The organism is Allobosea sp. FG18, from assembly GCF_057809495.1.
In genome coordinates this window covers 47,456-73,071 of the sequence record NZ_JBMDKB010000008.1, presented here as the reverse complement: position 1 = coordinate 73,071, position 25,616 = coordinate 47,456, and the positions used below count along the sequence as shown (strand labels likewise).

General features: G+C 65.9%; 23 protein-coding genes. 12 read left to right on the top strand and 11 right to left on the bottom strand.

Annotated features, from left to right (window positions below):
* Window positions 1–79: 79 nt before the first annotated feature.
* The 3 genes from uvrB (at window position 80) to ACODTJ_RS11055 (ending at window position 4,700) form a co-directional block, all read left to right on the top strand.
* Window positions 80–2,785, top strand: a complete 2,706-nt coding sequence (gene uvrB / locus ACODTJ_RS11065) for an excinuclease ABC subunit UvrB (RefSeq protein ID WP_488848761.1) — start codon at window positions 80–82, stop codon at window positions 2,783–2,785.
* Window positions 2,786–2,910: 125 nt separating this feature from the next.
* Window positions 2,911–3,786 carry a hypothetical protein gene (locus ACODTJ_RS11060; RefSeq protein WP_488848759.1) on the top strand — a complete coding sequence of 292 codons (876 nt, stop codon included), beginning with the start codon at window positions 2,911–2,913 and terminating at the stop codon, window positions 3,784–3,786.
* 494 nt (window positions 3,787–4,280) lie between these two features.
* Window positions 4,281–4,700, top strand: a complete 420-nt coding sequence (locus tag ACODTJ_RS11055) for a DUF2267 domain-containing protein (RefSeq protein ID WP_488848879.1) — start codon at window positions 4,281–4,283, stop codon at window positions 4,698–4,700.
* Between the two features lie 3 nt (window positions 4,701–4,703).
* Here ACODTJ_RS11055 and ACODTJ_RS11050 read toward each other — a convergent pair whose 3' ends face one another.
* On the bottom strand, window positions 4,704–5,201 hold the full coding sequence (locus ACODTJ_RS11050; RefSeq protein WP_488848757.1) for a GNAT family N-acetyltransferase: 498 nt from the start codon (window positions 5,199–5,201) through the stop codon (window positions 4,704–4,706).
* A gap of 630 nt (window positions 5,202–5,831) precedes the next feature.
* Between ACODTJ_RS11050 and ACODTJ_RS11045 the strand changes: the two genes are divergently transcribed.
* Complete coding sequence (locus ACODTJ_RS11045) at window positions 5,832–6,077, top strand: hypothetical protein (RefSeq protein ID WP_488848755.1); 246 nt, start codon at window positions 5,832–5,834, stop codon at window positions 6,075–6,077.
* Window positions 6,078–6,086: 9 nt separating this feature from the next.
* On the opposite strand, the gene ACODTJ_RS11040 is transcribed toward ACODTJ_RS11045, so the two are convergent.
* From ACODTJ_RS11040 to ACODTJ_RS11020, 5 genes are all read right to left on the bottom strand, one after another.
* Complete coding sequence (locus tag ACODTJ_RS11040; protein ID WP_488848753.1) at window positions 6,087–6,536, bottom strand: NUDIX hydrolase; 450 nt, start codon at window positions 6,534–6,536, stop codon at window positions 6,087–6,089.
* 202 nt (window positions 6,537–6,738) lie between these two features.
* Window positions 6,739–7,950, bottom strand: a complete 1,212-nt coding sequence (gene nhaA / locus ACODTJ_RS11035) for a Na+/H+ antiporter NhaA (RefSeq protein ID WP_488848751.1) — start codon at window positions 7,948–7,950, stop codon at window positions 6,739–6,741.
* 82 nt (window positions 7,951–8,032) lie between these two features.
* The gene (locus ACODTJ_RS11030) at window positions 8,033–8,419 is read right to left on the bottom strand and encodes a c-type cytochrome (protein WP_488848749.1); all 387 of its coding nucleotides are present in this window, start codon (window positions 8,417–8,419) and stop codon (window positions 8,033–8,035) included.
* 89 nt (window positions 8,420–8,508) lie between these two features.
* Entirely contained in the window at window positions 8,509–9,324 is an 816-nt protein-coding gene (locus tag ACODTJ_RS11025) for an alpha/beta fold hydrolase (RefSeq protein ID WP_488848747.1), read from the bottom strand.
* A 299-nt stretch (window positions 9,325–9,623) separates the two neighbouring features.
* Window positions 9,624–10,331 (bottom strand): GntR family transcriptional regulator, encoded by a 708-nt coding sequence (locus ACODTJ_RS11020; RefSeq protein WP_488848746.1) that lies wholly within the window; start codon window positions 10,329–10,331, stop codon window positions 9,624–9,626.
* 245 nt (window positions 10,332–10,576) lie between these two features.
* Between ACODTJ_RS11020 and ACODTJ_RS11015 the strand changes: the two genes are divergently transcribed.
* The 7 genes from ACODTJ_RS11015 to ACODTJ_RS10985 all read left to right on the top strand — a co-directional run bounded on the left by ACODTJ_RS11015 (window position 10,577) and on the right by ACODTJ_RS10985 (window position 18,909).
* Window positions 10,577–12,145 carry an ABC transporter substrate-binding protein gene (locus ACODTJ_RS11015; RefSeq protein ID WP_488848745.1) on the top strand — a complete coding sequence of 523 codons (1,569 nt, stop codon included), beginning with the start codon at window positions 10,577–10,579 and terminating at the stop codon, window positions 12,143–12,145.
* Window positions 12,146–12,277: 132 nt separating this feature from the next.
* On the top strand, window positions 12,278–13,270 hold the full coding sequence (locus ACODTJ_RS11010; protein WP_488848744.1) for an ABC transporter permease: 993 nt from the start codon (window positions 12,278–12,280) through the stop codon (window positions 13,268–13,270).
* Window positions 13,260–14,195 (top strand): ABC transporter permease, encoded by a 936-nt coding sequence (locus ACODTJ_RS11005; protein WP_488848742.1) that lies wholly within the window; start codon window positions 13,260–13,262, stop codon window positions 14,193–14,195. The genes ACODTJ_RS11010 and ACODTJ_RS11005 overlap by 11 nt, the downstream gene beginning before the upstream one ends.
* Before the next feature lie 32 nt (window positions 14,196–14,227).
* Entirely contained in the window at window positions 14,228–15,424 is a 1,197-nt protein-coding gene (locus tag ACODTJ_RS11000) for an amidohydrolase family protein (RefSeq protein WP_488848740.1), read from the top strand.
* A 38-nt stretch (window positions 15,425–15,462) separates the two neighbouring features.
* Complete coding sequence (locus ACODTJ_RS10995) at window positions 15,463–16,926, top strand: amidohydrolase family protein (protein ID WP_488848877.1); 1,464 nt, start codon at window positions 15,463–15,465, stop codon at window positions 16,924–16,926.
* Window positions 16,923–17,912, top strand: coding sequence for an ABC transporter ATP-binding protein (locus tag ACODTJ_RS10990; protein ID WP_488848738.1), 990 nt, complete (start codon window positions 16,923–16,925; stop codon window positions 17,910–17,912). Before ACODTJ_RS10995 ends, ACODTJ_RS10990 begins: the two co-directional genes overlap by 4 nt.
* The gene (locus tag ACODTJ_RS10985; RefSeq protein WP_488848736.1) at window positions 17,905–18,909 is read left to right on the top strand and encodes an ABC transporter ATP-binding protein; all 1,005 of its coding nucleotides are present in this window, start codon (window positions 17,905–17,907) and stop codon (window positions 18,907–18,909) included. The genes ACODTJ_RS10990 and ACODTJ_RS10985 overlap by 8 nt, the downstream gene beginning before the upstream one ends.
* Window positions 18,910–18,913: 4 nt before the next feature.
* On the opposite strand, the gene ACODTJ_RS10980 is transcribed toward ACODTJ_RS10985, so the two are convergent.
* The gene (locus ACODTJ_RS10980) at window positions 18,914–19,345 is read right to left on the bottom strand and encodes an OsmC family protein (protein ID WP_488848734.1); all 432 of its coding nucleotides are present in this window, start codon (window positions 19,343–19,345) and stop codon (window positions 18,914–18,916) included.
* 160 nt (window positions 19,346–19,505) lie between these two features.
* Here ACODTJ_RS10980 and ACODTJ_RS10975 point away from each other — a divergent pair, with 160 nt between their 5' ends.
* The gene (locus ACODTJ_RS10975; protein WP_488848731.1) at window positions 19,506–19,802 is read left to right on the top strand and encodes an antibiotic biosynthesis monooxygenase; all 297 of its coding nucleotides are present in this window, start codon (window positions 19,506–19,508) and stop codon (window positions 19,800–19,802) included.
* Window positions 19,803–19,887: 85 nt separating this feature from the next.
* On the opposite strand, the gene ACODTJ_RS10970 is transcribed toward ACODTJ_RS10975, so the two are convergent.
* The 4 genes from ACODTJ_RS10970 to fdhF all read right to left on the bottom strand — a co-directional run bounded on the left by ACODTJ_RS10970 (window position 19,888) and on the right by fdhF (window position 25,607).
* Complete coding sequence (locus ACODTJ_RS10970; RefSeq protein WP_488848729.1) at window positions 19,888–21,546, bottom strand: OFA family MFS transporter; 1,659 nt, start codon at window positions 21,544–21,546, stop codon at window positions 19,888–19,890.
* Window positions 21,547–21,641: 95 nt separating this feature from the next.
* On the bottom strand, window positions 21,642–21,899 hold the full coding sequence (locus ACODTJ_RS10965; RefSeq protein ID WP_488848727.1) for a formate dehydrogenase subunit delta: 258 nt from the start codon (window positions 21,897–21,899) through the stop codon (window positions 21,642–21,644).
* The gene (gene fdhD / locus ACODTJ_RS10960) at window positions 21,896–22,738 is read right to left on the bottom strand and encodes a formate dehydrogenase accessory sulfurtransferase FdhD (RefSeq protein WP_488848725.1); all 843 of its coding nucleotides are present in this window, start codon (window positions 22,736–22,738) and stop codon (window positions 21,896–21,898) included. The genes ACODTJ_RS10965 and fdhD overlap by 4 nt, the downstream gene beginning before the upstream one ends.
* On the bottom strand, window positions 22,725–25,607 hold the full coding sequence (gene fdhF, locus ACODTJ_RS10955) for a formate dehydrogenase subunit alpha (protein WP_488848723.1): 2,883 nt from the start codon (window positions 25,605–25,607) through the stop codon (window positions 22,725–22,727). The genes fdhD and fdhF overlap by 14 nt, the downstream gene beginning before the upstream one ends.
* Between the last annotated feature and the right edge of the window lie 9 nt (window positions 25,608–25,616).

Here is a 25,616-nt window from a genome sequence, read left to right as displayed (position 1 = left end):
GTCAACTCCTGTCACCAATCAGCCCCGCGATGCGCTGCACCCCCTCGCATCATCGCGCGTTCCGCCCCATATTGCGGCCATGCCGAAAAGCTCCGACACCACCGCGACCAAGCCCAAGGCGGCGAAGAAGCCCTCTTCGGCCCGCACGCCGAATTCCAAGGCGACCAAGCCCGAGCTGAAGCCGCTCGAAGGCTATCTCGCCGACCTGCTGAACCCGGCGATCAACCGCGGCACGGCGGTGCCGGGCGGCGCCTCGGGCTTCAGCGACAGGCCGCAGGCCGGCTACGAGGCGAAGACGGATTACGCGCTGGAACGGCCCGGCGGCGAGGAGAGGCCCAAGCGCAAGCTCTCCAAGAAGGCGGACTCGGCCTTCATCGGCGCCGAGGGCGCGGCCGCCGCGACGGCGAGCTCGCTGCAGCATCTGCTGGAGACCGGCAGCCCCTTCATCCAGCCCGGCAAGCCCTGGACGCCGCATAGGCCGGAGCGACCCGAGAAATCCGAAGGCGGCATCGCCTTCACGATGAAGTCGGATTTCTCCCCCTCGGGCGACCAGCCGACCGCGATCGCCGACCTCGTCGACGGCATCCGCCGGCAGGAGCGCGACCAGGTGCTGCTCGGCGTCACCGGCTCGGGCAAGACCTTCACCATGGCGAAAGTGATCGAGGAGACGCAGCGCCCGGCGCTGATCCTCGCGCCCAACAAGACGCTGGCGGCGCAGCTTTACGGGGAGTTCAAGAGCTTCTTCCCCGACAACGCGGTCGAGTACTTCGTCTCCTATTACGACTATTACCAGCCGGAGGCGTACGTCCCGCGCTCGGACACCTATATCGAGAAGGAATCCTCGATCAACGAGCAGATCGACCGCATGCGCCACTCGGCGACGCGCTCCCTGCTCGAACGCGACGACGTGATCATCGTCGCCTCGGTCTCCTGCATCTACGGTATCGGCTCGGTCGAGACCTATACGGCGATGACCTTCTCGATCAAGCTCGGCGAGCGCATCGAGCAGCGCCAGCTCATCGCCGATCTCGTCGCGCTCCAGTACAAGCGCACCCAGCACGACTTCGCGCGCGGCACCTTCCGGGTGCGCGGCGACGTGATCGAGCTCTACCCGGCGCACTATGAGGACCGCGCCTGGCGCATCGGCCTGTTCGGCGACGAGGTCGAGTCGATCGCCGAGTTCGACCCGCTGACCGGCCAGAAGACCGGCGAGCTCGAATTCATCAAGGTCTACGGCAATTCGCACTACACCACGCCGCGCCCGACGCTGACCCAGGCGGTGAAGTCGATCAAGGAGGAGCTCAAGGCCCGCCTCGACGAGCTCAACCGCATGGGCCGCTTCCTGGAGGCGCAAAGGCTCGACCAGCGCTGCACCTTCGACATCGAGATGATCGAGGCCACCGGCTCCTGCAACGGCATCGAGAACTACTCGCGCTATCTCACCGGCCGCAAGCCGGGCGAGCCGCCGCCGACGCTGTTCGAATACCTGCCCGACAACGCGCTGGTCTTCACCGACGAGAGCCATGTCACCGTGCCGCAGATCGGCGGCATGTACCGGGGCGACTTCCGCCGCAAGGCGACGCTGGCCGAATACGGCTTCCGCCTGCCCTCCTGCATGGACAACCGGCCGCTGCGCTTCGAGGAGTGGGACGCGATGCGGCCGCAGTCGGTGCATGTCTCGGCCACGCCCGGCGGCTGGGAGATGGACCAGACCGGCGGCGTCTTCACCGAGCAGGTCATTCGTCCGACCGGCCTGATCGACCCGCCGGTCGAGATCCGCCCGGCCAAGCATCAGGTCGCGGACCTGCTGGACGAGGTCAAGGAGGTCACCGAGCGTGGCTACCGCACGCTGGTCACCGTGCTGACCAAGCGCATGGCCGAGGACCTGACCGAATATCTGCACGAGAACGGCGTGCGCGTGCGCTACATGCACTCGGATATCGACACGATCGAGCGCATCGAGATCCTCAGAGACCTGCGCCTCGGCGCCTTCGACGTGCTGGTCGGCATCAACCTGCTGCGCGAGGGTCTCGACATCCCCGAATGCGGCTTCGTCGCCATCTTGGACGCCGACAAGGAGGGCTTCCTCCGCTCCGAAACCTCGCTGATCCAGACCATCGGCCGCGCCGCCCGCAACGTCGACGGCAAGGTCATCCTCTATGCCGACCACGTCACCGGCTCGATGGAGCGGGCGATGGCGGAGACCAATCGCCGCCGCGAGAAGCAGGTCGCCTATAACGAGGCGAACGGCATCACGCCGCAGACGGTGAAGAAGAATATCGGCGACATCCTCGGCTCGGTCTATGAGCGCGACCATGTCACGGTCGACAAGGGGCTGGTGGCGCCGGCCTCGGGCCACAACCTCAAGGCCGCGATCGCCGATCTCGAGAAGCGCATGCGCGAGGCCGCGGCCGATCTCGAATTCGAGACGGCGGCCCGCCTGCGCGACGAGATCAAGCGCCTGCAGGCGACGGAGCTGGCGATCGCGGACGATCCGCTCGCCCGGCAGGGCGATGTCGAGGCCTCCGCCGGCAAGTACAAGGGCGAGCGGTCTTACGGCTCCAGCGCCAATCTGCCGCCGACCCGCGCCCGCAAACCCACCGACGAGGACATGGGCCCGCATAACTGGGGCGGCGGCGAGGGCAAGCCGAAAGCCGGCGAGAAGCCGAACCCGTTGCTGACCGGCACCTCACGGGTGCGGAAGCCGACCCTGGATGAGATGGGCCCGGTGCCAGAGTCGCGGCCGAAGGGGGCGGGGGAGAGGCGGAGAAGGAGAAGTTCTTAGAACAGAACTATGCCCTTGAATGGCGGCTGTGACGGATCAACATGAGCCACGCAGGCTAGCATTCCGGTTTTTGCAAATAGTATGCTAGAAACTCCCCTTCACTGCTAACGCAGGGGCGCCAAAGCGTGGATAGAATTGACCTCTATAGACTCTATGTAATTGGTTCAGAGTTACATCCCCTTATCACTGCTACCAGAGCCGACACGACGGTCGGCGATTTTTTTCTGCCACTATGGAACTCTGGTAGGGCAATAGATGAGCTTCTGTCTGTAGATGGCCCTGTAAGGTTGGATTTCTGCCGTCCTGCTGCGGAGAAATTGCGATCTGAAATCAATGCGTTGGGGCTTAAGTATTTTAGGAATTCTGATGGGAACGTAAGTTTTGGTTCTGCGCCGGAAACAGTAATTGCTAGTTGGGAGCTTTGGAATCTTAAGAACGCAATTGAGGCGTTTGAGACGGTATTTCAAACTGAAATGCAGCGAGCTGCTACCTATCTGGTTCCCAAAAGGGGCACTTATGATCTGGGTGATTTAGTCGATAGAGCGGATGACACGTTTCAAATTGATTTAAAACAAGTTTTTGGTGAGCAAGCGCTTTCAGAGTATAGATCCGCTGGACGTTGTTATGCGTTCGGGCTTTTTACGGCTTCGGGGTATCATTGCTGCCGCGCCGCAGAGGCAATGCTGAGAGCATATTATAGGTCGCTGACTGATTCAGCAGATGATGGGACAGAGAGTTGGGGTATACTCTTGGCGGGTCTTGAAAAAATCAAAGGTGCAAAAGAGCCGGATGCCAAAACCATAGGCCACATTAAGCACCTCAAGGATTATGAGCGAAATCCGTTGAGCCATCTCAGGGCCGATTTGACGGCGACGGATGCTGACATACTGTTAGCTGCCTCCAAGGTGGCGATGTCGGCGATGGCTGCGGAAATGATCAAAAAACGAGCGGAGTCGGAGCCCTCCCTCGCCTTGGTCGTTAGTAACGACAAAGCAGGCTAATGACAAAAGCTGGAGTTGCGGATCGCCGAGGCGAAGATCGAAGCACAGCAAGGGCGGTGAGGCATTAAGCCTTTATTTAATCATGGTGGGGTTTGATGAAAGCGGCGACGAGGTTGTGACTCGCCGCCGCTCCGCCAAGAAGAATGTTACTTCTTCGAGGGCTTGATCGTTTCAACAACGTGCGTTTTCGGCTTGTTCGTGGCGGTTTTCACCGACGTGAACTTGCCGGAACTCGCGTTACGACCAATTTTGCGTGTAGCCATCAATATCACCTCCTTTCCGGGGCTTGCCCCCCGTTGTTGGCAAGCGCGAGAGAAGGTGATTCGACCAAACGCAGACTAGATATTCTGCCTAACTCGGTCTTGAGTCGAGTCGGCACTTTTGCTTCTTCGGCAGCCCTTGTTGGGGATGGCTCGTACAGCCACGGTAAAACGCGGATGGTTGGAACAAACCTGACCATGACGGCGGAGGTGCCATCGCCTATCCTCGCCGCCATGACCGTCCCGTCCACCTTCGTCCACGCCTCGCGCGATCTCGAACGCTTCCTGCTCGATGCGCGCGATGAGCTGGGCCATGCCACCACGCATCAGACCTGGCAGTCGGTGCTGGCCGTGCTCGTCACCTTCCGGGCGCGCCTGACGCCGGCCGAAGGGCTCGCCTTCGCCGACGCGCTGCCACCGCTGCTCGCGGCTATGGTCCTGCAGGACTGGGACCTCGGCCAGCCGACAAGGCCCTTCGCCGACCGCGCGACGCTGGCGCGGGAGGCGATGGCGTTTCGCGGCGACCACAGCATCCTGCCCGAAAGCGGCATCGCCGATGTCGCCCGGGCGCTGCGCCGGCATGTCGAGCCGCAAGCCTTCGAGCGCGCGCTGGCCAAGCTGCCGCCGGGCGCACGGGAGTTCTGGGCGGTCTGAGCCTCAGGCCCCGTCGAAAGCCGCGTGATAGCGCACCGTGCCGGCCGGCAGCTCCGCGCCGAAACCGAGGCGCATGAAGTATTCCGGCGGCACGCCCGCCAGCACGAGTGCCGGATCGTTGGCGAAGCCGAAGCGGCCGTAATAGGTGGGGTCGCCGAGCAGGACGCAGCCACCGGCGCCCATTTCGCGCAGGCGCCGCAGGCCTTCGCGGATCAGCCCCGAGCCGATGCCGCCGCGCTGCCGGCCCGGCTGTACCGAGACCGGCCCGAGCCCGAACCAATCGCGCTCCGCCCCGTCGATCGTTACCGGCGAGAAGGCGACATGGCCGACGATCTCCCCGTCTTCGACGGCGACGAGCGAGAGCGTCAGCGCCCCGGCCGCGCGTAGGGCATCGACGATCGCCGCTTCGGTGCCGCTGCTATGCGGCGCCGTCGCGAAGGCCTCCGTGGTCAGGGTGCGGATGGCGTCGGAATCGGCGGGCTGTTCGGGGCGGATTCGCATGCGGGGCTTATGCCATGCCGATGTCGCCGATGAAAACTAATCCCCGCCCATGCGACCCATGCCTATTCTCGGCTCACCTCATCCCGAGGGGCGGCCATCCGGAGGCATGCTGCATGGCGGGATGAGGGCGGCGCCCTGCGGCCGGGTTTGCACCCCGGACTCGGGAGGCTGCGGGAACCGCCCTGGGGGTACTACGGCCCCTGCGCGAGGAGCCTCGCTAGGAGAGGCGGTGCGGCGGTTGTGAGGCGGCAGGCGTGCGACGACCCGCTGAGGGAAGCTGGCACGCCCTGTCCGTCCGCGATCGACGCTCCGCCCAACGGAAGCGCGGCCCGCAGTTTTCAAGAACGCCGACAAGCGGAGCGCCACGGGGCGTGCGGATGGTGGCTCAATCCATCCGCGCCGCGTCCTGGCTCAAGGGAAGCGGCCGATACCCCGCGCCTCGCGGCGCTCCGCTGCCCCTCGTCATCCACGAACGCCCGCGCGCGAGCCGGGCGGCCAAAGACCTATGAGCTTTCGCGCAGGCGCGCGTTGCAGGAGCGGATCATGGCGAGGCTGAACTGGCAGACGCCGGAGCAGGCGCAGTGACAGGCGGATTACGAGGCCCGGCGGGTCCGGGAATATCGCAGCCTGGTGGACCGGCTGCAGATCTGGGCGTTCTGCCCGCGCAAGGGCTGCCAGCGCCAGAACAGCTGCGGCAACGAGCGGCCGTCGCTCTGCCTGAGCGCCTTCTTCGTGACGATGCCCGAAGATCTCAAGCAATATGTCCGGCTGGTGATCACCGCCCGGAGCGCCGGCGCGAGCCCGGCCGATGCCGATCGGATCGCTTGCGAGCGCATGATGGCGGTCGACGGCCGCACGCCCTTCGACGATCTCTGAGACGAACAGTCAGGCCGCGACGGCGAGCTGCGTGTCGAGCTTGCGGATCGCGGTGCTGAGCTCGGGCTCGTCGACGATGTCGGCGGCATCCGCCAGCTTGAACCAGTGCAGGTCGCGCTGGTGCTGCTCGGCCCAGCTGTCGAGCTGCCTCTCGACCTCCAGCAGGTAGAGCTTGACCTCGCAGAGCGCGAAATGGTCGCTCATCCGCTTCCAGTAGGTGTAGCGCCCGGCCGGCTTCTCGCTGACGCGGCCGACGACGCCGGCCTCCTCATAGGCCTCGCGCGCGGCGGCGTCGCGGTCCTTCAGGCCCTTCATCGGCCAGCCCTTGGGCACGATCCAGCGGCGCGTGGTGCGGGAGGTGACGAGCAGAATCTCGGTCGAGCCGTCGGCGGCGTGGCGGATCGGCATGGCGGCGATCTGCGACCGCTTCTCCCCCGGTTTCCGCTTGGCCTTCTTCATCGGCGCTGGACGCTCCCTCGGCATCGGGCCGAAAAGTGGAATGCACTTTTCGGAGAAACCCGATGCCATAACCAAAGAGCTGGATCGCCATAGGCGATCGAGCGGCTGCACATTCGTCCGGCCTCGAATCACAGATGTTCGCCGGAGCGAATAAATATTGCATCGATCCGGAAAAATGGAAGAGGCGTTCCGCAGAATCGCATCAGCCTTTCGATTCGTGCATGCCTTGGTTAAGGACAGCCTCCGGTTGCGCCAGCCTCAGCAGCAGCCAGCCGCAGACGCCGGAAAGCAGCGATCCCGCGAGCACGCCGATCTTGGTCTGGTCCTGCAGGGCTTCCGAGGCGGGGAAGGCGAGCAGCCCGATGAACAGGCTCATGGTGAAGCCGATGCCGCAGAGCAGGGCGATGCCGTAGAACTGCGCCCAGGAGGCTTTCGCCGGCAGGTCGGCGAGCCCGGCCCGGATCGCCAGCCAGCCGAAGCCGAAGACGCCGATCTGCTTGCCGAGGAACAGCCCGAGCATGATGCCGAGCGGCACGGCCTGACTGAGCGTCGCCAGCCCGAGCCCGGCGAAGGAGACGCCGGCATTGGCGAAGCCGAAGATCGGGATGATCAGGAAGGCGACCCAAGGGTGCAGGCCGTGCTCCAGCCGGTGCAGCGGCGAGGAGGCGCTGTCGGGTTTCGCGGGCGAGGGCGTGAGCGGGATGGTCAGTGCCAGCGCGACACCGGCCAAGGTCGCATGCACGCCGGATTTGAGGGTGAAGTACCAGAGCGCTGCGCCGAGAAAGCAGTAGGGAGCGAGCCGCATCACGCCGAAGCGATTGAGCGCAATCAGCGCGGCGAGCGTCGCCGCGGCGAGCCCGAGATGCAGGCCGGAGAGTTCGGCGGTGTAGAAGATCGCGATGATGATCACCGCGCCCAGATCGTCGAGGATGGCCAGCGCCGTCAGGAAGACCTTGAGCGAGGCCGGCACGCGCGAGCCCAAGAGCGAGAGGACGCCGAGCGCGAAGGCGATGTCGGTGGCGGCGGGGATCGCCCAGCCGCGCAGCGTTTCCGGCGAGCCGAGATTGAAGCCGACATAGACCAGCGCCGGCGCGATCATGCCGCCGAGCGCAGCGAAGCCGGGCAGCGCCCGGCGCGCCCATGTCGAGAGCTGTCCGTCCAGCATCTCGCGCTTGATCTCGAGGCCGACGAGCAGGAAGAACACCGCCATCAGCGCATCGTTGATCCAGTGCAGGACCGAGAGCCCGAGCACATAGCTCTTCAGCACGCCGAAATAGAGCGGGGCGGCCGGCGAATTGGCGACGACGAGGGCAAGCGCCGCGACCGCCATCAGGACGATGCCGCCGGCTGCTTCGCCATGGAGGAAGTCCCGCAGGGCGGAAAGGGGTTTCGTCCGGGGCGCGGGGGCGGCCATCAAGCTCTCCTTCGTCGATCAGACGGGGAGAGATACGACAGGCCGCCGCCGATGACCAAGTTTGCCGATGCCGCAGGCGGCCTCAGGACTTCTTGCCGTCCTTGTCGAACTGCTTGAGGAAGGCGGTCAGGTCCTTGATCTCCTTCTCGCTCTTGATGCCGGCGAAGATCATCTTGGTGCCTGGGATCTTGGCCTTCGGGTCCTTGATGTACTCGGCGAAGGTCGCCTCGTCCCAGGTCAGGCCGGAATTCTTGTTGGCGGCGGAGTAGCTATAGCCCTCGACCGCGCCGGAATGCCGGCCGATCAGGCCGTTGAGCTCGGGGCCGACCAGATTGCGCGCGCCTTCGCCGATCTGGTGGCAGGCGCGGCATTTGGCAAAGGAGCGTTCGCCGGCGGAGGCATCCTGCGCCGCAGCGGGCTGGGCGAGGAAGGGGAGGAGGAGAACAAGGCTGGAGAGAATGGCTCGCATGATCACGTCTTTCGACTTGGAGGCATTCTCAACTTAGCGCCGAGTCGCGTGGCGGTGGCATGAGCCATTTCGACGCGCCGGCGCGCCTGTCACAGCTCGCCGATCCATTCCGCCACGGTCGCGGTAAAGGCGTCCGGCCGGGAGATCGGGAAGAGATGCCCGCCGGTTTCCATGATCGCGCGGCGGCAGCCGGGGAGGGCGGCGGCGAGCGCTTCCTGATGATAGACCGGCACGACCATGTCGTCGCGCGTGCCGAGGACCAGGACCGGCATCAGCAGCGAGTCGATATCGGCGGTTCCGTCGAAGGCGAGCAGCGCGTCGAGGCGCTCGCGCGTCACCGTTCGGGCATGCTCGCTGACGGGCGCGGCTTCGATCGCGGCGTCGTAGACATGCCAGTTCGCCTCGATCCAGCGCGGCTGGTAGCCGCTCAGTACCGACGTGGCGGCGTAGGCATGCGGGTCGCAGCCCAGGATGGCGCGCCGGGCGCCGAAGACGGCGTTGAGATAGCGGCCGGATTTCAGCCAGCTCGCGCTCAGGATCAGGCCGTCGAGCCGGCCGGGCGCAAGCTTGGCGATCGCCTGGGCGATGCAGCCGCCGGTGGAATGGCCGAGCACCACGGCCCGCGAGATGCCGGCGGCATCGAGGACGGCGAGGCTGTCCTGTGCCAGCAGCTCGATCGAGCAGGGCGCTTCGCCGCGCGTGCTCGCGCCGATGCCGCGCTGGTCGAAGCGGATGATCTGGAAGGACCGCGAGAGGGTCGCGGCGATGTCGCTCCAGAAGGCGGCGCTGCCGCTGAGCCCGCTGACGAGCAGCAGCGGCTGGCCGTGGCCTTCCTTGAAGGCGTGCAGCGTGGCGCCGTCCGGCGTCTCGACCCTGAAATCGGTGATCTCGGTGGTGGCCGTCATGCGTCACCTCGCGGATGGAGATGCCGAATGCTGCGCTGCCGGCGCATGATCTCGTCCATGGCCCCATCCTCCCAGGAATAGTGGTCGTCCGCCCCCGATCGCTCGGTCTTGATTTGGCCGATGAGATCGCTTCGTGGCAGGATGGCGCATCGGCCCCGCCCCCGCCATGGCTTGAGCGCAGGGGGCGCAATGTTCTTGACGCAGATCAAATAGACCAAAGACTAATTGGCCTGCGTCTGATGCATATCTTTGTGCGCGATGCAGCGGGTTGTCCCATGCTGCCATGCTCGGTCACGGGGTCAGGACGGATTCAGTCCTTCGCTGAGGGCGTAGGGCGCGAGCACGTCGCGGATATCGCGCTCGATCCGCGGGGTCAGCAGCGCGCGGGTGACGACGGCCCGCAGATGGTGGTCCATCAGGTCGGCGGCCCGGGCGGCATCGCCGGCCCGCAGCGCATCGATCAACTGGCGATGCTCGGAGACGGCGCATTCGGTCGAGTGCGGGCGCCCATAGATCGCCAGGATCAGCGAGCAGCGCGACGAGGCCTCCTGGACATAGCGCAGCAGCAGCGCGTTGCCGGTCATCTTCGCGAGCTTGATGTGGAACTCGCCGGAGAGGCGGATCGATTCCGGTCCGTCCTGCTCATGCGCCTTCTCCTCCTGGCGGACATGGGCTTCCAGCTCCGCGATCTGGACGGAGGTGATGCAGCCGGCGAGGCTCTCCGCCACCAGTCGCTCGAGGCCGCGCCGGACCTCGAACACATCGCGCGCCTCTTCCAGCGTGGGATAGGCGACGGAGGCGCCGCGATTGGGCTTGAGCTCGACGAGGCCCTCGACGGCGAGCCGTCCGAAAGCTTCGCGGACCAGCGTGCGGCTGACGCCGAGCTGCTCGCCGATGGAATCCTCCGGCAGCTTCATGCCGGGCTTCAGCGCCTGCTCGATGATCGCCCGCCGCAGTGCCCGGTAGACGGATTCGGCGCGCAGAACCGGGGTTCGCTTCTCGCCCATCGTGTCTTTCCCTCGTGCTGGAACGGCTGTGTCCGGGGGGTTCAATGTCACGATAGCGGGCTCCACGCCAGTTTCCGCTTGTGTTCAATAATCGCATACAATACGATCATCATATCGTATGCAAGTATGCTTCATAATCGCACACGACAATGGCGCGCAAAGCGTCAGGTGCATAACGGGACAGCAGAAAGCGATCGAGATTCGGCGGCGCCGCAGGCACGCCGAGACAAAAAGGGGAGAAGTCGATGAAGAAGGCCTGGTTGCTGGCGGCGGTCGCCGCCTTTGCGCTCACCGGCGCGGCTGAAGCCAAGACGCTGAAATGGGGCGCGGCGCGCGAGATCGCCTCGCTCGACCCCTATTCCTATGGCGAGACCTTCACGCTCGCTGTGCTGAACCATGTTTATGAGGGGCTGGTGCGCTATACCGGCGACCTCAAGATCGAGCCGGCCCTGGCGGAATCATGGGAGACCGTCTCGCCGACCGTCTGGCGCTTCAAATTGCGCCAGGGCGTGAAGTTCCACAACGGCAACCCCTTCACCGCCGATGACGTTATCGCCTCGCTGGCGCGCGTCACGCACGAAACCTCGCCGCTCAAGGGCAATCTGCCGGCCTATAAGAGCTCGAAGAAGATCGACGACTACACGATCGAGCTCGAGGTCAACGGCCCCTATCCGCTGCTCCTGAACGACCTCACCAACATCTTCATCTTCGACAAGGAGTGGATGGAGGCGAACAACTCGCTGCTTCCGACCGATTCCGGCAAGGGCGTGAAGGGCTACGCCACCGACAACGCCAACGGCACCGGTCCGTTCAAGGTCGAGAGCCGCCGCGCCGACGCCAAGACCGTCTTCGTCAAGAACCCGGACTGGTGGGACAAGCCGAAGCACAACATCGACCGGATCGAGTTCACGCCGATCACCTCGTCCTCGACCCGCGTCGCGGCGGTGCTTTCCGGCGAGATCGACTACACCAATGTCGCCCCGCTTCAGGATCTGCCGCGCCTCTCCGCCTCGCCGGACGTCAAGGTGCTGCAGACCAACGAATTGCGCTCGGTCTTCTTCGCGCTCAATCTCGGCGACAAGCTGATCGAGAGCGACGTCAAGGACAAGAACCCCTTCAAGGACATCCGTGTCCGCGAGGCGCTCTACCGCGCGATCGATATCGACGCGGTCCAGAAGCGCGCGATGCGCGGGCTGTCGCGCAACACCGGCGCGCTCGTCGCCCCGGCAATCCCTGGTTACGAGCCCTCGCAGGACGAGCGCCTGCCCTTCGACCTCCCCGGCGCCAAGAAGCTGCTGGCCGATGCCGGCTATCCCAACGGCTTCTCGTTCCAGATCAACTGCCAGAGCGACTCGCTCGTCAACGAGGAAGAGTTCTGCCAGGCGGTGGCGGCGATGTGGTCGCGCGCCGGTCTGAAGCCGAACCTCAGCATGGCGCCGCGCAGCCAGCAGACGCCGAAGCGCGTCAAGGGCGATTTCGACGTCATCTCCTTCGGCTGGGCCAATGAGCCGATGATCGACGCCTACTCGCTGCTGGTGCAGGTGCTGCACTCCAAGAACGGCACGAGCGGCGTCTTCAACTGGGGTAACTGGGGCGATCCGCGCATCGACGCATTGATCGACAAGGCCGGCGTCGAGCTCGATACGCCCAAGCGCATCGAGATGATGAAGGAGGCGCTCAAGATCGCCAAGCAGGAGCAGCTCTTCATTCCGCTGCACCAGCAGCCGATGGCCTGGGCGATGCGCAACACGGTCGTCTCGACGGTGCAGGCCTCGGACAACAAGCCGCGGCTCTGGCTGACCGTGATGAAGTGAGGCTGAAGCGGTTCTGCCGTCATGGCCGGGGCTTGACCCCCGGCCATCTCGGAAACCAGCGCCTCTTCTCCTGAAGTTCCCGGGTCTCCGCGTGACGAGGCCCGGGAATGACGCCGGAACGCAGGAGTTCCCATGCCGGCTTTTCTCTTGAAGCGACTGCTCAACGCCGCTGGCGTGATGCTGGCGGTGGCCTTTCTCGCCTTCCTGATCTTCCGCTTCGTCGGCGACCCCGTCGAGCTGATGCTGAACGAGCAGGCGAGCCAGCAGCAGCGCGATGAATTGCGCGTCCGCCTCGGCCTCGACAAGGGCTTCGTGCTGCAATACGCGACCTTCGTCGGCAATGCCGTGCGCGGCGATTTCGGTATCTCCTACCGCAACCAGCAGGACGTCTTCACGCTGATCTCGGAGCGCTTTCCGGCGACTTTCGAGCTCGTGCTGGTCGCGACCTTCCTGTCGCTCGCGGTCGGTATTCCCCTGGGCGTCTACACGGCGATCCGACGAGACAGTTTCCTGGCCAAGACCCTGCAATTCGTCTCGGTGCTTGGGGTCTCCCTGCCGAGCTTCGCACTCGGTATCCTGTTCATCCTGATCTTCTCGGTGACGCTGCAATGGCTGCCGGCCTTCGGGCGCGGCGAGGTCGTGCAGATCGGCTGGTGGAGCACGGGCCTGCTCACCGCGTCCGGCCGCAAGGCGCTGATCCTGCCCGGCATCACGCTCTCGCTCTTCCAGATCACGCTGGTGATGCGCCTCGTGCGGGCCGAGATGCTGGAGACCATGCGCACCGACTTCATCCGCTTCGCCCGGGCGCGCGGCCTGCCCTCCCGCGCTGTCCATTTCGGCCACGCACTGCGCAACTGCCTGATGCCGGTCATCACCGTCACCGGCCTGCAGATCGGCAATCTCATCGCCTTCGCGCTGGTCACCGAGACGGTGTTCCAGTGGCCGGGCATGGGCATGCTCTTCGTCCAGGCCGTGACCTTCGTCGATATCCCGGTGATGGCGGCCTATCTGATCGTCGTCTCCTTCATCTTCGTCACGCTCAACACGCTGGTCGACCTGACCTATGCCTGGGTCGATCCGCGCCTGCGCGAGGACGCGCTGACGGGAGGCGCAAATGCCCGCTGACACCCTAAAGAAACCCGGCCGCCTGCGCCGCTTCCTCGACAGCGATATCGGCTGGAGCTTCTGCCACACGCCGGTGGCCTGGCTCTCGGCGCTGGTGCTGGCGCTGCTCGTCCTGACCGCGCTCTTCGCCCCGCTGATCGCGCCGCAGAACCCCTACGATCTCGCCCAGGTCTTCATCGATAAGGCCGAGATCCCGCCGATCTGGCAGGAAAACGGCGAATGGCCTTTCCTGCTCGGCACCGACCCACAAGGGCGCGACGTGCTCTCGGCCATTCTCTACGGCTCGCGCATCTCGCTGATCATCGGCTTCGCGGCTGTGCTGGTCTCGATGCTGATCGGGGTCTCGATCGGGCTTGCCGCCGGCTTCTATGGCGGGCGCGTCGACAATCTGCTGATGCGGCTTGGCGACACCGTGCTCTCGATCCCGACCCTGCTGATGGCGATCCTGGTCTCGGCGATCTTCCGCGAGATGCTGCCGCCGGCCCTGCGCGAGCCCTTCTCTGCCGTGGTGCTGGTGCTCTCGATCGCGCTGACGAGCTGGGTCCAGTACGCCCGCACCGTGCGCGCGCTGACCATGGTCGAGCGCCGGAAGGAATACGTGCTCGCCGCCCGCATCATCAAGGTGCCCGCCGTGCGGATCATGGGCCGCCACATCCTGCCCAACACGATGACGCCGGTGCTGGTCTCGGCCACGCTCAGTCTCGGCCTCGCCATCCTCTCGGAGGCGACGCTCTCCTTCCTTGGCGTCGGCATGCCGATCACCCAGCCTTCGCTCGGCACGTTGATCCGCATCGGCAACCAGTACCTGTTCTCCGGCTCCTGGTGGCTCGTCGTCTTCCCCTCGCTGCAGCTCGGCCTGATCGTGCTCTCGGTCAACCTGCTCGGCGACTGGCTGCGCGACGCGCTGAACCCGAAGCTGCGCTGACCATCATAAGAAACCGCGAGGATACGCCTGCGATGACTGCCTCCCTCCTGATCCGCAATGTCAGGCCGAATGCCGGGCCGGCGCTCGATATCCTGATCGAGAACGGCCGCATCAGCCGGATGGCGAAGGACATCGCCGCCCCGGCGGGTGCGACGGTCGAGGATGGCCGCGGCGATATCGCCATCCCCGGCCTGGTCGAGGCGCACGCCCATCTCGACAAGAGCCTCTGGGGCATGACCTGGTACGTCAACGAGGTCGGCCCGAAGCTGCTCGACAAGATCGACAACGAGCGTGAGAGCAAGAAGCGCCTCGATCTCGACCCGGCCCGGCAGTCGGCGCGCCAGACCGTCCAGTCCTCGATGATGGGCTCGACCCATACCCGCAGCCATGTCGATGTCGATACCGAGCTCGGCCTCTGGGGCGTCGAGGGCATCATGAAGACCCGCGAGGATTACGCGGACATCATGGACATCGAGCTCGTCGCCTTCCCGCAATCGGGCTTGCTGCGCCGTCCGGGCACGCTGGAACTGATGCACGAGGCGATGAAGGCCGGCTGCGAGATCGTCGGCGGCCTCGACCCCTGCGCCATCGATCGCGACCCCAAGGGCCATCTCGATGCGATCTTCGGGCTCTGCCAGACCTATGGCCGCCCGCTCGACATCCACCTGCACGAGCCCGGCGAAATGGGCTTGTTCTCGCTCGACCTGATCATCGAGCGCACCCGCGCGCTCGGCATGAAGGGCAAGGTCACCGTCAGCCATGCCTTCTGCCTGGGCACCGCGCCGGAACTGGTCGATCCCGTGATCCCGCAGCTCGCCGAACTCGACATCGCGATCATGACGACGGCACCGGCCCGCAACACCGCGCCCGCCGTCAAGAAGCTGCTCGATGCCGGCATCCGCGTCTGCTCGGGCTCGGACGGCATCCGCGACACCTGGGGTCCCTATGGCAATGCCGACATGGTCGAGCGCGCCATGTTCATCGGCCTGCGCAACAATTTCCGCCGCGACGACGAGGTTGAGCTCGGCCTGCATGTCTGCACGACCGGCGGCGCCCAGGTGATGGAGATCGCCGATTATGGTCTCGCCGAGGGCAAGATCGCCGATCTCGTGATCATGCCGGGCCAGAGCCTGACCGATATCGTCGTGACCCGTTCGCCCAAGCGCCGCGTGATCAAGCGCGGCAAGATCGTCGCCCGTGACGGCGTTTCCGTGAGGACTGCCCCGTGAGCCTGCAAGCCAAGAAGCGGCCCGAAGGCCGCATCCTGATGACCGCGCGCTGGGTGGTCGGCCATAAGGACGGCCGCCATCGTCTCTACGAGAACGGCGAGGTCGTGTTCGAGAACGGCGAGATCGTCTTCGTCGGCCATGGCTTTCCGGGCGAAGTCGCACGTCGCATCGATTACGGCCATGCCCTGATCGGGCCGGGCTTCGTCGATTGCGACGCGCTCTCCGACCTCGACACCACCATCCTTGGCTATGACAACCAGCCGGCCTGGAAGAAGGGCCGCGTCTGGCCGCGCAGCTATCTCGAGGCCGGCCCCTACGAGATGTACACGCGCGAGGAACTGGCCTTCCAGAAGCGCTATGCCTTCTCCCAGCTCATCCGCAACGGCATCACCACGGCGCTGCCGATCGCCTCGCTGTTCTACCGCGCCTGGGGCGAGACGGTGCAGGAATTCGAGGATGCCGCGGAAGCCGCAGCCGATCTCGGCATGCGCGCCTATCTCGGCCCGGCCTATCGCACCGGCAATCAGGTGGTCGAGAGCGACGGGCGCGTCGTCACCTATTACGAGGAGGAGCGCGGCCTTGCCGAGCTCGATGCGGCGATCGACTTCGCGAGGCGTCATGAGGGACAGGCCGGCGGGCTGATCCGCGCCATGTTCGCGCCCGACCGCATCGAGACCTCGACGGCCGAGCTTCTGCGTCGCACGGCGGCCGCCTCGCGCGATCTGGACATCCCCGTCCGGCTGCATTGCTGCCAGTCGAAGATCGAGTACGATCTCGTCCTTGCCCAGCACGGCATGAGCCCGCCGGAATGGCTGGAGAGCCTCGGCTTCCTCAACGAGCGCTGCCTGCTGCCGCACGGCACAGTCGTCTCCGGCAGTCGCCTGATCGACCGCCCCGGCCGAGATCTCGAGATCATCCGCGATTCCGGCGCCAGCATCGTGCATTGCCCGCTGGTCTCGGGCCGGCACGGCAACACCATCAACCATCTCGGCAGCTATCGCGCCATGGGCCTGAACATCGCTATGGGCACGGATACGAGCCCGCCTGACATGGTGATGAACATGCAGACCGGCATGATCCTCGCCCGCACCATGGCCGGCAATGTCGGTGCCGTGCGCTCCGAAGATTACTACGACGCCGCGACCATCGGCGGTGCCGATGCGCTGCAGCGGCCCGATCTCGGCCGTCTCCAGCCGGGCTCGCGCGCCGATATCACCGTCTTCGAATTCGACCGACCGCATAGCGGGCAGGTCATCGACCCCATCCAGACGATGATGCTGACCGGCCATGGCCGCGATTTCGCGACCGTGGTGATCGATGGCCGCTTCGTCATGGAGAACCGGGCGATCCCCGGCCAGGACGAGGCCGCCGACAATGCCCGCGCCCAGAAGCAGTTCGAGGGCGTGATGGCGCGCTATCCCGAGCGCACGCTCGGCCACCCGCCGATGAGCGAGATATTCTCGTCGAGCTATGCCGTCGAACGCAGCGAGGCCTCTGCATGACCGCACCCGCCGCCCAGCCTCTCCTGTCCGTCCGCGACCTGCGCATCGTCTTCGATGGCCGCCACGGCCCGTTGACCGCGCTGGACGGCGTCTCCTTCGACATCGCGCCGGGCGAGATCCTCGGCATGGTCGGCGAGTCCGGGGCGGGCAAGTCCCTCACCGGCACGGCGGTGATCGGCCTGCTCGATCCGCCGGGCCGCATCGCGGGCGGCGAGATCCACCTCGCCGGCCAGCGCATCGACAACCTGCCGGCGGAGCAGATGCGCAAGCTGCGCGGCCGGCGCATCGGCGCGATCTTCCAGGACCCGCTGACCTCGCTGCACCCGCTGCTCAAGGTCGGCGACCAGCTCGTCGAGACCATCCTGACCCATCTGCCGGTCAGCCGGACGGAAGCGCGCAAGCGCGCGCTCGACCTGCTCAAGGAGGTCGGCATCCCGGCCGCCGAGACGCGGATCGACCATTTCCCGCATCAGTTCTCCGGCGGCATGCGCCAGCGCGTCGTCATCGCGCTCGCGCTCTGCGCCGAGCCCTCGCTGATCATCGCCGACGAGCCGACGACGGCGCTCGACGTCTCGATCCAGGCCCAGATCACCACCTTGCTGAAGCGGCTCTGCCGCGAGCACGGCACGGCTATCATGCTGGTCACCCACGACATGGGCGTCATCGCCGAGACCGCCGACCGCGTCGCGGTGATGTATGCCGGCCGCATCGTCGAGATCGGCCCGGTCGAGGAGGTGACGCGCCGGCCGAGCCACCCCTACACCGCCGGGCTGATGGCCTCGATCCCGAGCGTCCATGTGCGCCACGAGCATCTCAACCAGATCGATGGCGCCATGCCGCGCCTCAACGCCATCCCGCCGGGCTGCGCCTTCAATCCGCGCTGCGGCAAGGCGGAGGATTTCTGCCGCAAGCACAAGCCCGGCCTGCCCCTCTCCGGGCATGCCGCGGCCTGCCATTTCCCCCTGAAGGAGGCTGCCCATGCTTGAGCAGGCTTCGACCCTCGCCCCCGCCAAGGCAGCGGGTGACGACATCATCCTCGATGTCGAGGCGGCCTGCTGCCGCTTCGACGTCTCGGCGCCGGCCCTGTCACGGCTGTTCTCGAAGGAACCGCGACGCATCCTGCGCGCCGTCGAGAACGTCTCCTTCACGGTCAGGCGCGGCACCACCTTCAGCATCGTCGGCGAGTCCGGCTGCGGGAAATCGACGCTTGCTCGCATGGTCGTCGGTCTGCAGCGGCCGACAGAGGGCCAGCTCAGCTTCCGCGACATCCGCCGCGCCGACGGCACGATCGGTCCGCCGCGCGTGCAGATGATCTTCCAGGACCCCTATGCCTCGCTCAACCCGCGCTGGCGTGTCGGCGACATCATCGCCGAACCGATCCGCGAGTTGGGCCTGCGCGCCGACGAGGTCGCGATCCAGCAGCGCGTCGGCGATCTCCTGGAAACCGTCGGCCTCTCGCGCACCGATGCGAGCCGCTATCCGCATGCCTTCTCGGGCGGCCAGCGTCAGCGCATCTCGATTGCGCGTGCGCTCGCGACCGAAGCCGATTTCCTCGTCTGCGACGAGCCGACCTCGGCGCTCGACGTCTCCGTGCAGGCGCAGATCCTCAACCTGATGGTCCGGCTGCAGAAGGAATTCGGGCTGACCTATCTCTTCATCAGCCATAATCTCTCGGTCGTCCGGCATATGTCGGACGATCTCGCGATTATGTATCTGGGCCGCTTCGTCGAGGCGGGGCCGGCCGAGCAGGTCTTCACCAAACCGCAGCACCCTTATACCCGCCTGTTGCTCGACACGATCCCTGATGTCGAGCGTCCGAACCGGGAGCGCCGGCCGATGTCCGGCGAGGTGCCGAGTCCGATCAGCCCGCCAGCCGGCTGCACCTTCAACCCGCGCTGCGCGCAGGCAGCCGATCGCTGCCGCGTCGAGCGGCCGGAGCTGCGGCAACTGGGTGGTGTCGAGGTGTCCTGCCACTTCGCCTGAGGCGTTAGCTGACCAACGTCGCTTCCAGCGTGATCGGCGCCTTGAACAGCTTCGAGACCGGGCAGCCGGCCTTGGCCTTGCCGGCCAGCGACTCGAAAGTCGCCTGGTCGGCGCCGGGCACCTTGCCCTTGAGCGTCAGGTGGATCGCGGTGATCGCGTAGCCGTCATCGAGCTTGTCGAGGGTCACCCGCGCCGTGGTGTCGAGCGCGTCGGCCTTGAGATTGGCCTCGCCAAGGATCAGCGAAAGAGCCATCGTGAAGCAGGCGGCATGTGCCGCGCCGATCAGCTCCTCGGGATTGCTGCCGGGCTTGCCCTCGAAGCGGCTGGCGAAGCCGTAAGGATACGCGTCGAGCGCCTTGGTCTCGGTCGAGATCGTGCCCTTGCCGTCCTTGATGCCGCCTTCCCAATGGGCCGCGCCGGTCTTGTTGATCGCCATGATGCTGTCTCCTGTTCGGGTTTCGGAGGGCTATCCTGCTTCCGGAAAGCTACCTTTTGACAACGGCCCAGCGCCTGCCTGGTTCATCGGCATATGAGTGCGACGAGGACAGAAACGCTGAATTGCCGTAAGGTCATCGTTCCGAACGCTGGAGGCTGTCATGACTGCATTCAATGCCGTTCGTTTCAAGGTGAAGCCGGGAATGGAGACCGCCTTTCTCGACGCTCATCGCAATGTCGCCGCCGACTGGCCGGGCCTGCGGCATGCGAACATCGTCGCGGCCGGCGAGGGGCGCTACTGCATCATCGCGGAATGGGAGAGCATGGACGCGATGGCGGGGGCCCGCCCGCAGATGATCGCCACGCTCAACGGCTTCCGTCACACGCTCGACGATCTCGGCGGCGGGCTTGGCGTCACCGATCCGATCGCCGGCACGGTTGCCCTGTCGTTGAAATAGAGCAGCGGGTTAAGCGCTGCCCTCCAAGACGAAGGCCCGCACCGATCGCTCGATGCGGGCCCTCTGGTCGTCCGATTATCGCTGCTTAGCGGAACAGCGCCAGCGACTTCGACAGCGTGATCCAGACGCCCCAGGCGATCGGCAGGCCGACCACGGCCCAGGCGAGGAGCGCCGTGCCGTCGAAGCCGCCCTTGCCGATGCCGTAGGAGCCGTAATGCGTGGTCGCGCTGGCATTGGCCGTCCGGGCCTGCAGCGCGGCGACCTCGGCATCCTTCATGAACCATTTGGCCGCGACGGGGCGGACCAGCAGGTTGCAGAGGAAACCGAGCACCAGCATGCCGGCGAGGATATACATGGTGCGGTCATAGACCTGAGCGCGCGGCACGCCGGCATTGATCTGCGCCTCGCGGATATAGTTGACCACGACCGGGCCGATGATGCCGGCGGTCGACCACGCCGTCAGCAGGCGGCCATGGATCGCGCCGACGAACTGCGTGCCGAACATATCCGCGAGATAGGCCGGTACCGTCGCGAAGCCGCCGCCATACATCGACAGGATGATGCAGAAGAAGCCGACGAACAGCGCCAGCGACCCGGCATGCGCTGCCCAGGGCGAGAGCGCATAGAGCAGGATGCCGAGCCCGAAGAAGGTGGCATAGGTCAGCTTGCGGCCGATCTTGTCCGAGAGCGAGGCCCAGAAGAAGCGCCCCGCGATGTTGAACAGCGAGAGCAGGCCGACGAAGGCCGCCGCGATCGTGGCGATCTGTGTCTTCTGCGCGGCATCGAGCGCGGCGAAGCCGATCTCCGGCTTGCCGATCAGCGAGCCCGCGAAGATCTCCTGCAGCATCGGGGAGGCCATGCCGAGCACGCCGATGCCGGCCGAGACGTTGAGGGTCAGCGCCGACCAGATCAGCCAGAACTGCGGCGTCTTGTGCGCGTCCTTCAGATGGACATGACCGGAGGTGATCATCTTGTTCTGGGTCGCCGGCGGGGTCCAGCCCTCGGGGCGCCAGTTCGCCGGCGGGATGCGGTAGCCGAAGGTGCCGGCCATCATGAAGACGAAATAGATCGCGGCCATCGCGACGAAGGTCTGCCAGACGCCGACCGAGGCGGGCGTCTTGAAAGTGTTCATCAGCATGTCCGCCAGCGGCGAGCCGATCATCGCGCCGCCGCCGAAGCCCATGATCGCCATGCCGGTCGCCATGCCGCGCCGGTCCGGGAACCATTTCACCAGGGTCGAGACCGGCGAGATATAGCCGAGGCCGAGGCCGATGCCGCCGATCACGCCGGAGCCGAGCCACATCAGCCAGAGCTGGTGCGAGTAGACGCCGAACGCCGAGATCAGCAAGCCGCCACACCAGCACAGCGTCGAGACGAAGGCCGCCTTGCGCGGGCCGACGCGTTCGAGCCAGCCGCCCCAGATCGCGGCCGAGGAGCCGAGCAGCACGAAGAACAGGATGTACATCCAGCCGAGATCGGCGACCTTCCAGTCGCAGGCGGTGGTGAACAGCGAACCGATCAGCCCGACATCCGCCGCGCAGGCGACGGGCTTGGTGATGCCGATCGCCTGGCTCAGCGGCAGCCAGAACACCGAGAAGCCATAGGCCATGCCGATGCACAGATGGATGCAGAGCGCGGCCGGCGGCACGAGCCAGCGGTTGAAGCCCGGCTTGGCGATGGTCCGTTCACGGTCGAGCAGGCCGATCCCGCCCCCGATCTGTCCGATATCGTCTGCGACACTCATTCCCCGGTTCCTTTCCCCATGGCTTCGCCGTTCGGGCCGGGTAGGCTCCCGGCTCGTTGTCATCTCTTGCCGCCGGCAGGGCCGGCGTCTGGCTGCTAACCTCCGCGCCCCGGCTTGATCTGCGGCAGGGCATGCCGCAGCAGGGGCGGGAGGTCTTCGGGCCGGTTGGCGAAAGCGGCGAGGAAATCCCCGCGCATGCGTCCGGTCCAGAACTGATTGATGTGGTCGGCGACGGAAGCGGCCGCTTCCGCCTCGGGATAGGCCTTGAAGAAATCGACGATCTGCCCGGCCATGCGCCGGAGCTTCTCGACGTTTTCAGCGTGGTGATCGGTGGTCAGGCCGGCCTCCGTCATCGGGCGATGGTCTCGGATTCGGGCGCCAGCGCACCGGTGAAGACGATGCAGCCGTCGCGCCGCGCGACCGCCGCGAGCGTCAGGCCGAGATGCCGAGCCCGCTCGATCGCGAGCGAGGTCGGCGCGGATATCGCGACCAGCGTGCCGGCGCCGAAGATCGCCGCCTTCTCGACCATCTCGAAGGAGGCGCGGCTGGTGACGAGCAGGAAGCCCTCGTTTGCATCTGCTCCGGCGCGTAAGCGGGCGCCGATCAGCTTGTCGAGGGCGTTATGCCGGCCGACATCCTCGCGCACGGCCAGGATCGCGCCCGAGGCATCGCACCATGCGGCGCCATGAACGGCGCGGGTGAGCTGGTTCAGCGGCTGGTGCTTGTCGAGCGCGGCGAGTGCTGTCTCGATCGCCGCGGCGGAGATGGCGCGCGAAGCCCGCGTCGCCGCATCGGCCATCGGGATTTCCTCGATGGTCTCGACACCGCAGAGCCCGCAGGAGGTCCGGCCCGAGAGATTGCGCCGCCGCGCCAGATGCTCGCGGAAGCGGCCGGGCGCAAGCTCGATCGTGACGATGACACCCTCGTCCTTGGGCTCGACGGCGATGCTGCGGATCTCGCCTGCGCCGCGCACGATGCCCTCGGTCAGGCTGAAGCCTGTGACGAAATCCTCCAGGTCCGACGGGCTCGCCATCATCACCGCATAGGGCATGTTGCCGTAGACGATGTTGATGGGAGTCTCGACCGCGACCTCGATCTCGCGTGCGTCATCCCGCGCGGCGCCGAAGCGCAGCGGCTCAGCCGTGACCGCGGCGGAGGCCGGCGGCTGGGCCGGTGGATTATTCCGCGGCATCGGGCAGCCGCTCCGCGATCCGGCGCAAGGTCACGTCCTCCTCGAAATTCTTCTCCTGCCAGGCGGAATAGGCGTTGGTGCGCCGGACGTCGACAGCGGTGACCTTGTATTCCGGGCAGTTCGTCGCCCAGTCCGAATAGTCGGTGGTGATGACGTTGGCGCCGGTCTTGGCGTGGTGGAAGGTGGTGTAGACCACGCCCGGCTGCATCCGCTCGGAAATCACGGCCCGGAGCGCGATATCGCCCGAGCGGCTGGCGAGCGCGACGAGGTCGCCGTCGCGGATCCCGCGGCTCTCGGCGTCGAAGGGGTGGATCTCCAGCACGTCCTCGTCATGCCAGGCGCCATTCTCGGTGCGCCGGGTCTGCGCGCCGACATTGTATTGCGAGAGGATGCGGCCGGTCGTGAGCAGCAGCGGGAAGCGCGGCCCCGTCCGCTCGTCGGTCGGGACATATTCCGTGATCATGAACTTGCCCTTGCCGCGCACGAAGCGGTCGACATGCATCAGGGGCGTGCCGGTCGGCGCCTTGTCGTTGCAGGGCCACTGCACGGAGCCGAGCTTCTCCAGCTTGTCATAGGAGACGCCGGCGAAGCTCGGCGTCAGCCGCGCGATCTCGTCCATGATCTCGCTGGGGTGGCTGTAGCCCATCTCGTAGCCGAGCGCCCGCGCCAGCTCGATCGTGACCTGCCACTCGTCCTTCCCGGAGAGCGGCGCCATGACCTGTCGCACGCGGTTGATGCGCCGCTCGGCATTGGTGAAGGTGCCGTCCTTTTCCAGGAAGGAGGCGCCGGGCAGGAAGACATGGGCGTATTTCGCCGTCTCGTTCAGGAAGATGTCCTGAATGACGACGCATTCCATCGCGGCCAGGCCCGCCGTGACATGCTTGGTGTTGGGATCGGACTGGGCGATGTCCTCGCCCTGGACATAGAGCCCCTTGAACGTGCCCTCGACCGCCTCGTCCAGCATGTTGTTGATGCGCAGGCCCTGTTCGGGATCGAGCGGTACGCCCCATAGCATCTCGAAGACCTGCCGGGTCGAATCGTCGGAGACGTGGCGATAGCCCGAGAATTCATGCGGGAAGGAACCCATGTCACAGGAGCCCTGGACATTGTTCTGCCCGCGCAGCGGATTGATGCCGACGCCGTCGCGCCCGATATTGCCGGTCGCCATGGCGAGGTTCGCCATCGCCATCACCGTGGTCGAGCCCTGGCTGTGCTCGGTGACGCCAAGCCCGTAATAGATCGCGCCATTGCCGCCGGTGGCATAGAGCCGCGCCGCGGCGCGCACATCCGCCGCCGGCACGCCGGTATAGGGCTCGCTCGCTTCCGGAGAATTCTCCTCGCGGGCGACGAAGCGGGCCCAGTGCTCGAAATCGCCGAGATCGCAGCGCTCGCGCACATAGGCCTCGTCGATCAGCCCTTCGGTGACGACGACATGGCTGAGCGCATTGAGCAGCGCGACATTGGTGCCGGGCCGCAGCGGCAGGTGGTAGTCCGCCTTGATATGCGGCGACTGCACCATGTCGATCTTGCGGGGGTCGGCGACGATCAGGCGGGCGCCCTCGCGGATGCGCTTCTTCATCCGCGAGGCGAAGACCGGGTGGCCATCGGTCGGATTGGCGCCGATGATCAGGATGACGTCGGATTTGGCGACGGACTTGAAGTCCTGCGTGCCGGCCGAGGTGCCGAGCGTCGTCCTGAGGCCATAGCCGGTCGGCGAATGGCAGACGCGGGCGCAGGTATCGACATTGTTGTTGCGGAAGGCGGCGCGCACCAGCTTCTGGACGAGGAAAACCTCCTCGTTGGTGCAGCGCGACGAGGTGATCGCGCCGACCGATTCACGGCCGTACTTGGCCTGAATGCGCTTGAACTCGGAAGCCGCGTAGTTGATCGCCTCTTCCCATGACACTTCGCGCCACGGGTCCGTGATCTTCGCCCGGATCATCGGCTTGGTCATGCGGTCCTTGTGGGTCGCATAGCCCCAGGCGAAGCGGCCCTTCACGCAGCTATGGCCCTCGTTGGCCTTGCCGTCCTTGTAGGGCACCATGCGGATGACGCGGTCGCCCTGCATCTCCGCCTTGAACGAGCAGCCGACGCCGCAATAGGCGCAGGTCGTGATCACCGAATGCTCGGGCTGGCCGTGCTCGATGACCTTGTTCTCCATCAGCGTCGCTGTCGGGCAGGCCTGCACGCAGGCGCCGCAGGAGACGCATTCGGAACCGAGGAAATCGGTCGGCCCCGCTGCGACGCGCGAGTCGAACCCGCGGCCGGTGATCGTCAGCGCGAAGGTGCCCTGCACCTCCTCGCAGGCCCGAACGCAGCGATTGCAGACGATGCATTTCGACGGGTCGTAGGTGAAATAGGGGTTCGAGGTATCCTTCGCGAGCCAGTTCTCGTTGGCGAGCCCGTCTGCCCCCTTGGCGAAGACGTGGTTCTCGCCCTCGTAGCCATAGCGCACCTCGCGCAGGCCCACGGCGCCGGCCATGTCCTGCAATTCGCAATCGCCATTGGCCGAGCAGGTCAGGCAGTCCAGCGGATGGTCGGAGATATAGAGCTCCATCACGCCCTTGCGCAGGCCGGACAGGTTCTCCGACTGGGTGCGGACAATCATCCCCTCTTCGGCCGGCGTGGTGCAGGAGGCCGGCGTGCCGCGCCGTCCCTCGATCTCGACGAGGCAGAGTCGGCAGGAGCCGAAGGGCTCGAGCGAGTCGGTAGCGCAGAGCTTGGGGATCTTGGTGCCAAGGCTCATGGCGGCGGCCATCACGGAGGTGCCGGCCGGGACCGTGACGCTCTGGCCGTCGATGCTCAGCGTCACCGTCTTCTCGGAGAGCCGGATCGGCGTGCCGTAGTCGATTTCCTTGATCAGGCTCATCTCAGCCTC

Bases quoted from the DNA above. Each gene is read 5' to 3' on its own strand.
- uvrB (WP_488848761.1), top strand. From the start codon at position 80: ATGCCGAAAAGCTCCGACACCACCGCGACCAAGCCCAAGGCGGCGAAG.
- ACODTJ_RS11055 (WP_488848879.1), top strand. From the start codon at position 4,281: ATGACCGTCCCGTCCACCTTCGTCCACGCCTCGCGCGATCTCGAACGC.
- ACODTJ_RS11050 (WP_488848757.1), bottom strand. From the start codon at position 5,201: ATGCGAATCCGCCCCGAACAGCCCGCCGATTCCGACGCCATCCGCACC.
- ACODTJ_RS11040 (WP_488848753.1), bottom strand. From the start codon at position 6,536: ATGAAGAAGGCCAAGCGGAAACCGGGGGAGAAGCGGTCGCAGATCGCC.
- nhaA (WP_488848751.1), bottom strand. From the start codon at position 7,950: ATGGCCGCCCCCGCGCCCCGGACGAAACCCCTTTCCGCCCTGCGGGAC.
- ACODTJ_RS11030 (WP_488848749.1), bottom strand. From the start codon at position 8,419: ATGCGAGCCATTCTCTCCAGCCTTGTTCTCCTCCTCCCCTTCCTCGCC.
- ACODTJ_RS11025 (WP_488848747.1), bottom strand. From the start codon at position 9,324: ATGACGGCCACCACCGAGATCACCGATTTCAGGGTCGAGACGCCGGAC.
- ACODTJ_RS11020 (WP_488848746.1), bottom strand. From the start codon at position 10,331: ATGGGCGAGAAGCGAACCCCGGTTCTGCGCGCCGAATCCGTCTACCGG.
- ACODTJ_RS11015 (WP_488848745.1), top strand. From the start codon at position 10,577: ATGAAGAAGGCCTGGTTGCTGGCGGCGGTCGCCGCCTTTGCGCTCACC.
- ACODTJ_RS11010 (WP_488848744.1), top strand. From the start codon at position 12,278: ATGCCGGCTTTTCTCTTGAAGCGACTGCTCAACGCCGCTGGCGTGATG.
- ACODTJ_RS11005 (WP_488848742.1), top strand. From the start codon at position 13,260: ATGCCCGCTGACACCCTAAAGAAACCCGGCCGCCTGCGCCGCTTCCTC.
- ACODTJ_RS11000 (WP_488848740.1), top strand. From the start codon at position 14,228: ATGACTGCCTCCCTCCTGATCCGCAATGTCAGGCCGAATGCCGGGCCG.
- ACODTJ_RS10995 (WP_488848877.1), top strand. From the start codon at position 15,463: ATGACCGCGCGCTGGGTGGTCGGCCATAAGGACGGCCGCCATCGTCTC.
- ACODTJ_RS10990 (WP_488848738.1), top strand. From the start codon at position 16,923: ATGACCGCACCCGCCGCCCAGCCTCTCCTGTCCGTCCGCGACCTGCGC.
- ACODTJ_RS10985 (WP_488848736.1), top strand. From the start codon at position 17,905: ATGCTTGAGCAGGCTTCGACCCTCGCCCCCGCCAAGGCAGCGGGTGAC.
- ACODTJ_RS10980 (WP_488848734.1), bottom strand. From the start codon at position 19,345: ATGGCGATCAACAAGACCGGCGCGGCCCATTGGGAAGGCGGCATCAAG.
- ACODTJ_RS10975 (WP_488848731.1), top strand. From the start codon at position 19,506: ATGACTGCATTCAATGCCGTTCGTTTCAAGGTGAAGCCGGGAATGGAG.
- ACODTJ_RS10970 (WP_488848729.1), bottom strand. From the start codon at position 21,546: ATGAGTGTCGCAGACGATATCGGACAGATCGGGGGCGGGATCGGCCTG.
- ACODTJ_RS10965 (WP_488848727.1), bottom strand. From the start codon at position 21,899: ATGACGGAGGCCGGCCTGACCACCGATCACCACGCTGAAAACGTCGAG.
- fdhD (WP_488848725.1), bottom strand. From the start codon at position 22,738: ATGCCGCGGAATAATCCACCGGCCCAGCCGCCGGCCTCCGCCGCGGTC.
- fdhF (WP_488848723.1), bottom strand. From the start codon at position 25,607: ATGAGCCTGATCAAGGAAATCGACTACGGCACGCCGATCCGGCTCTCC.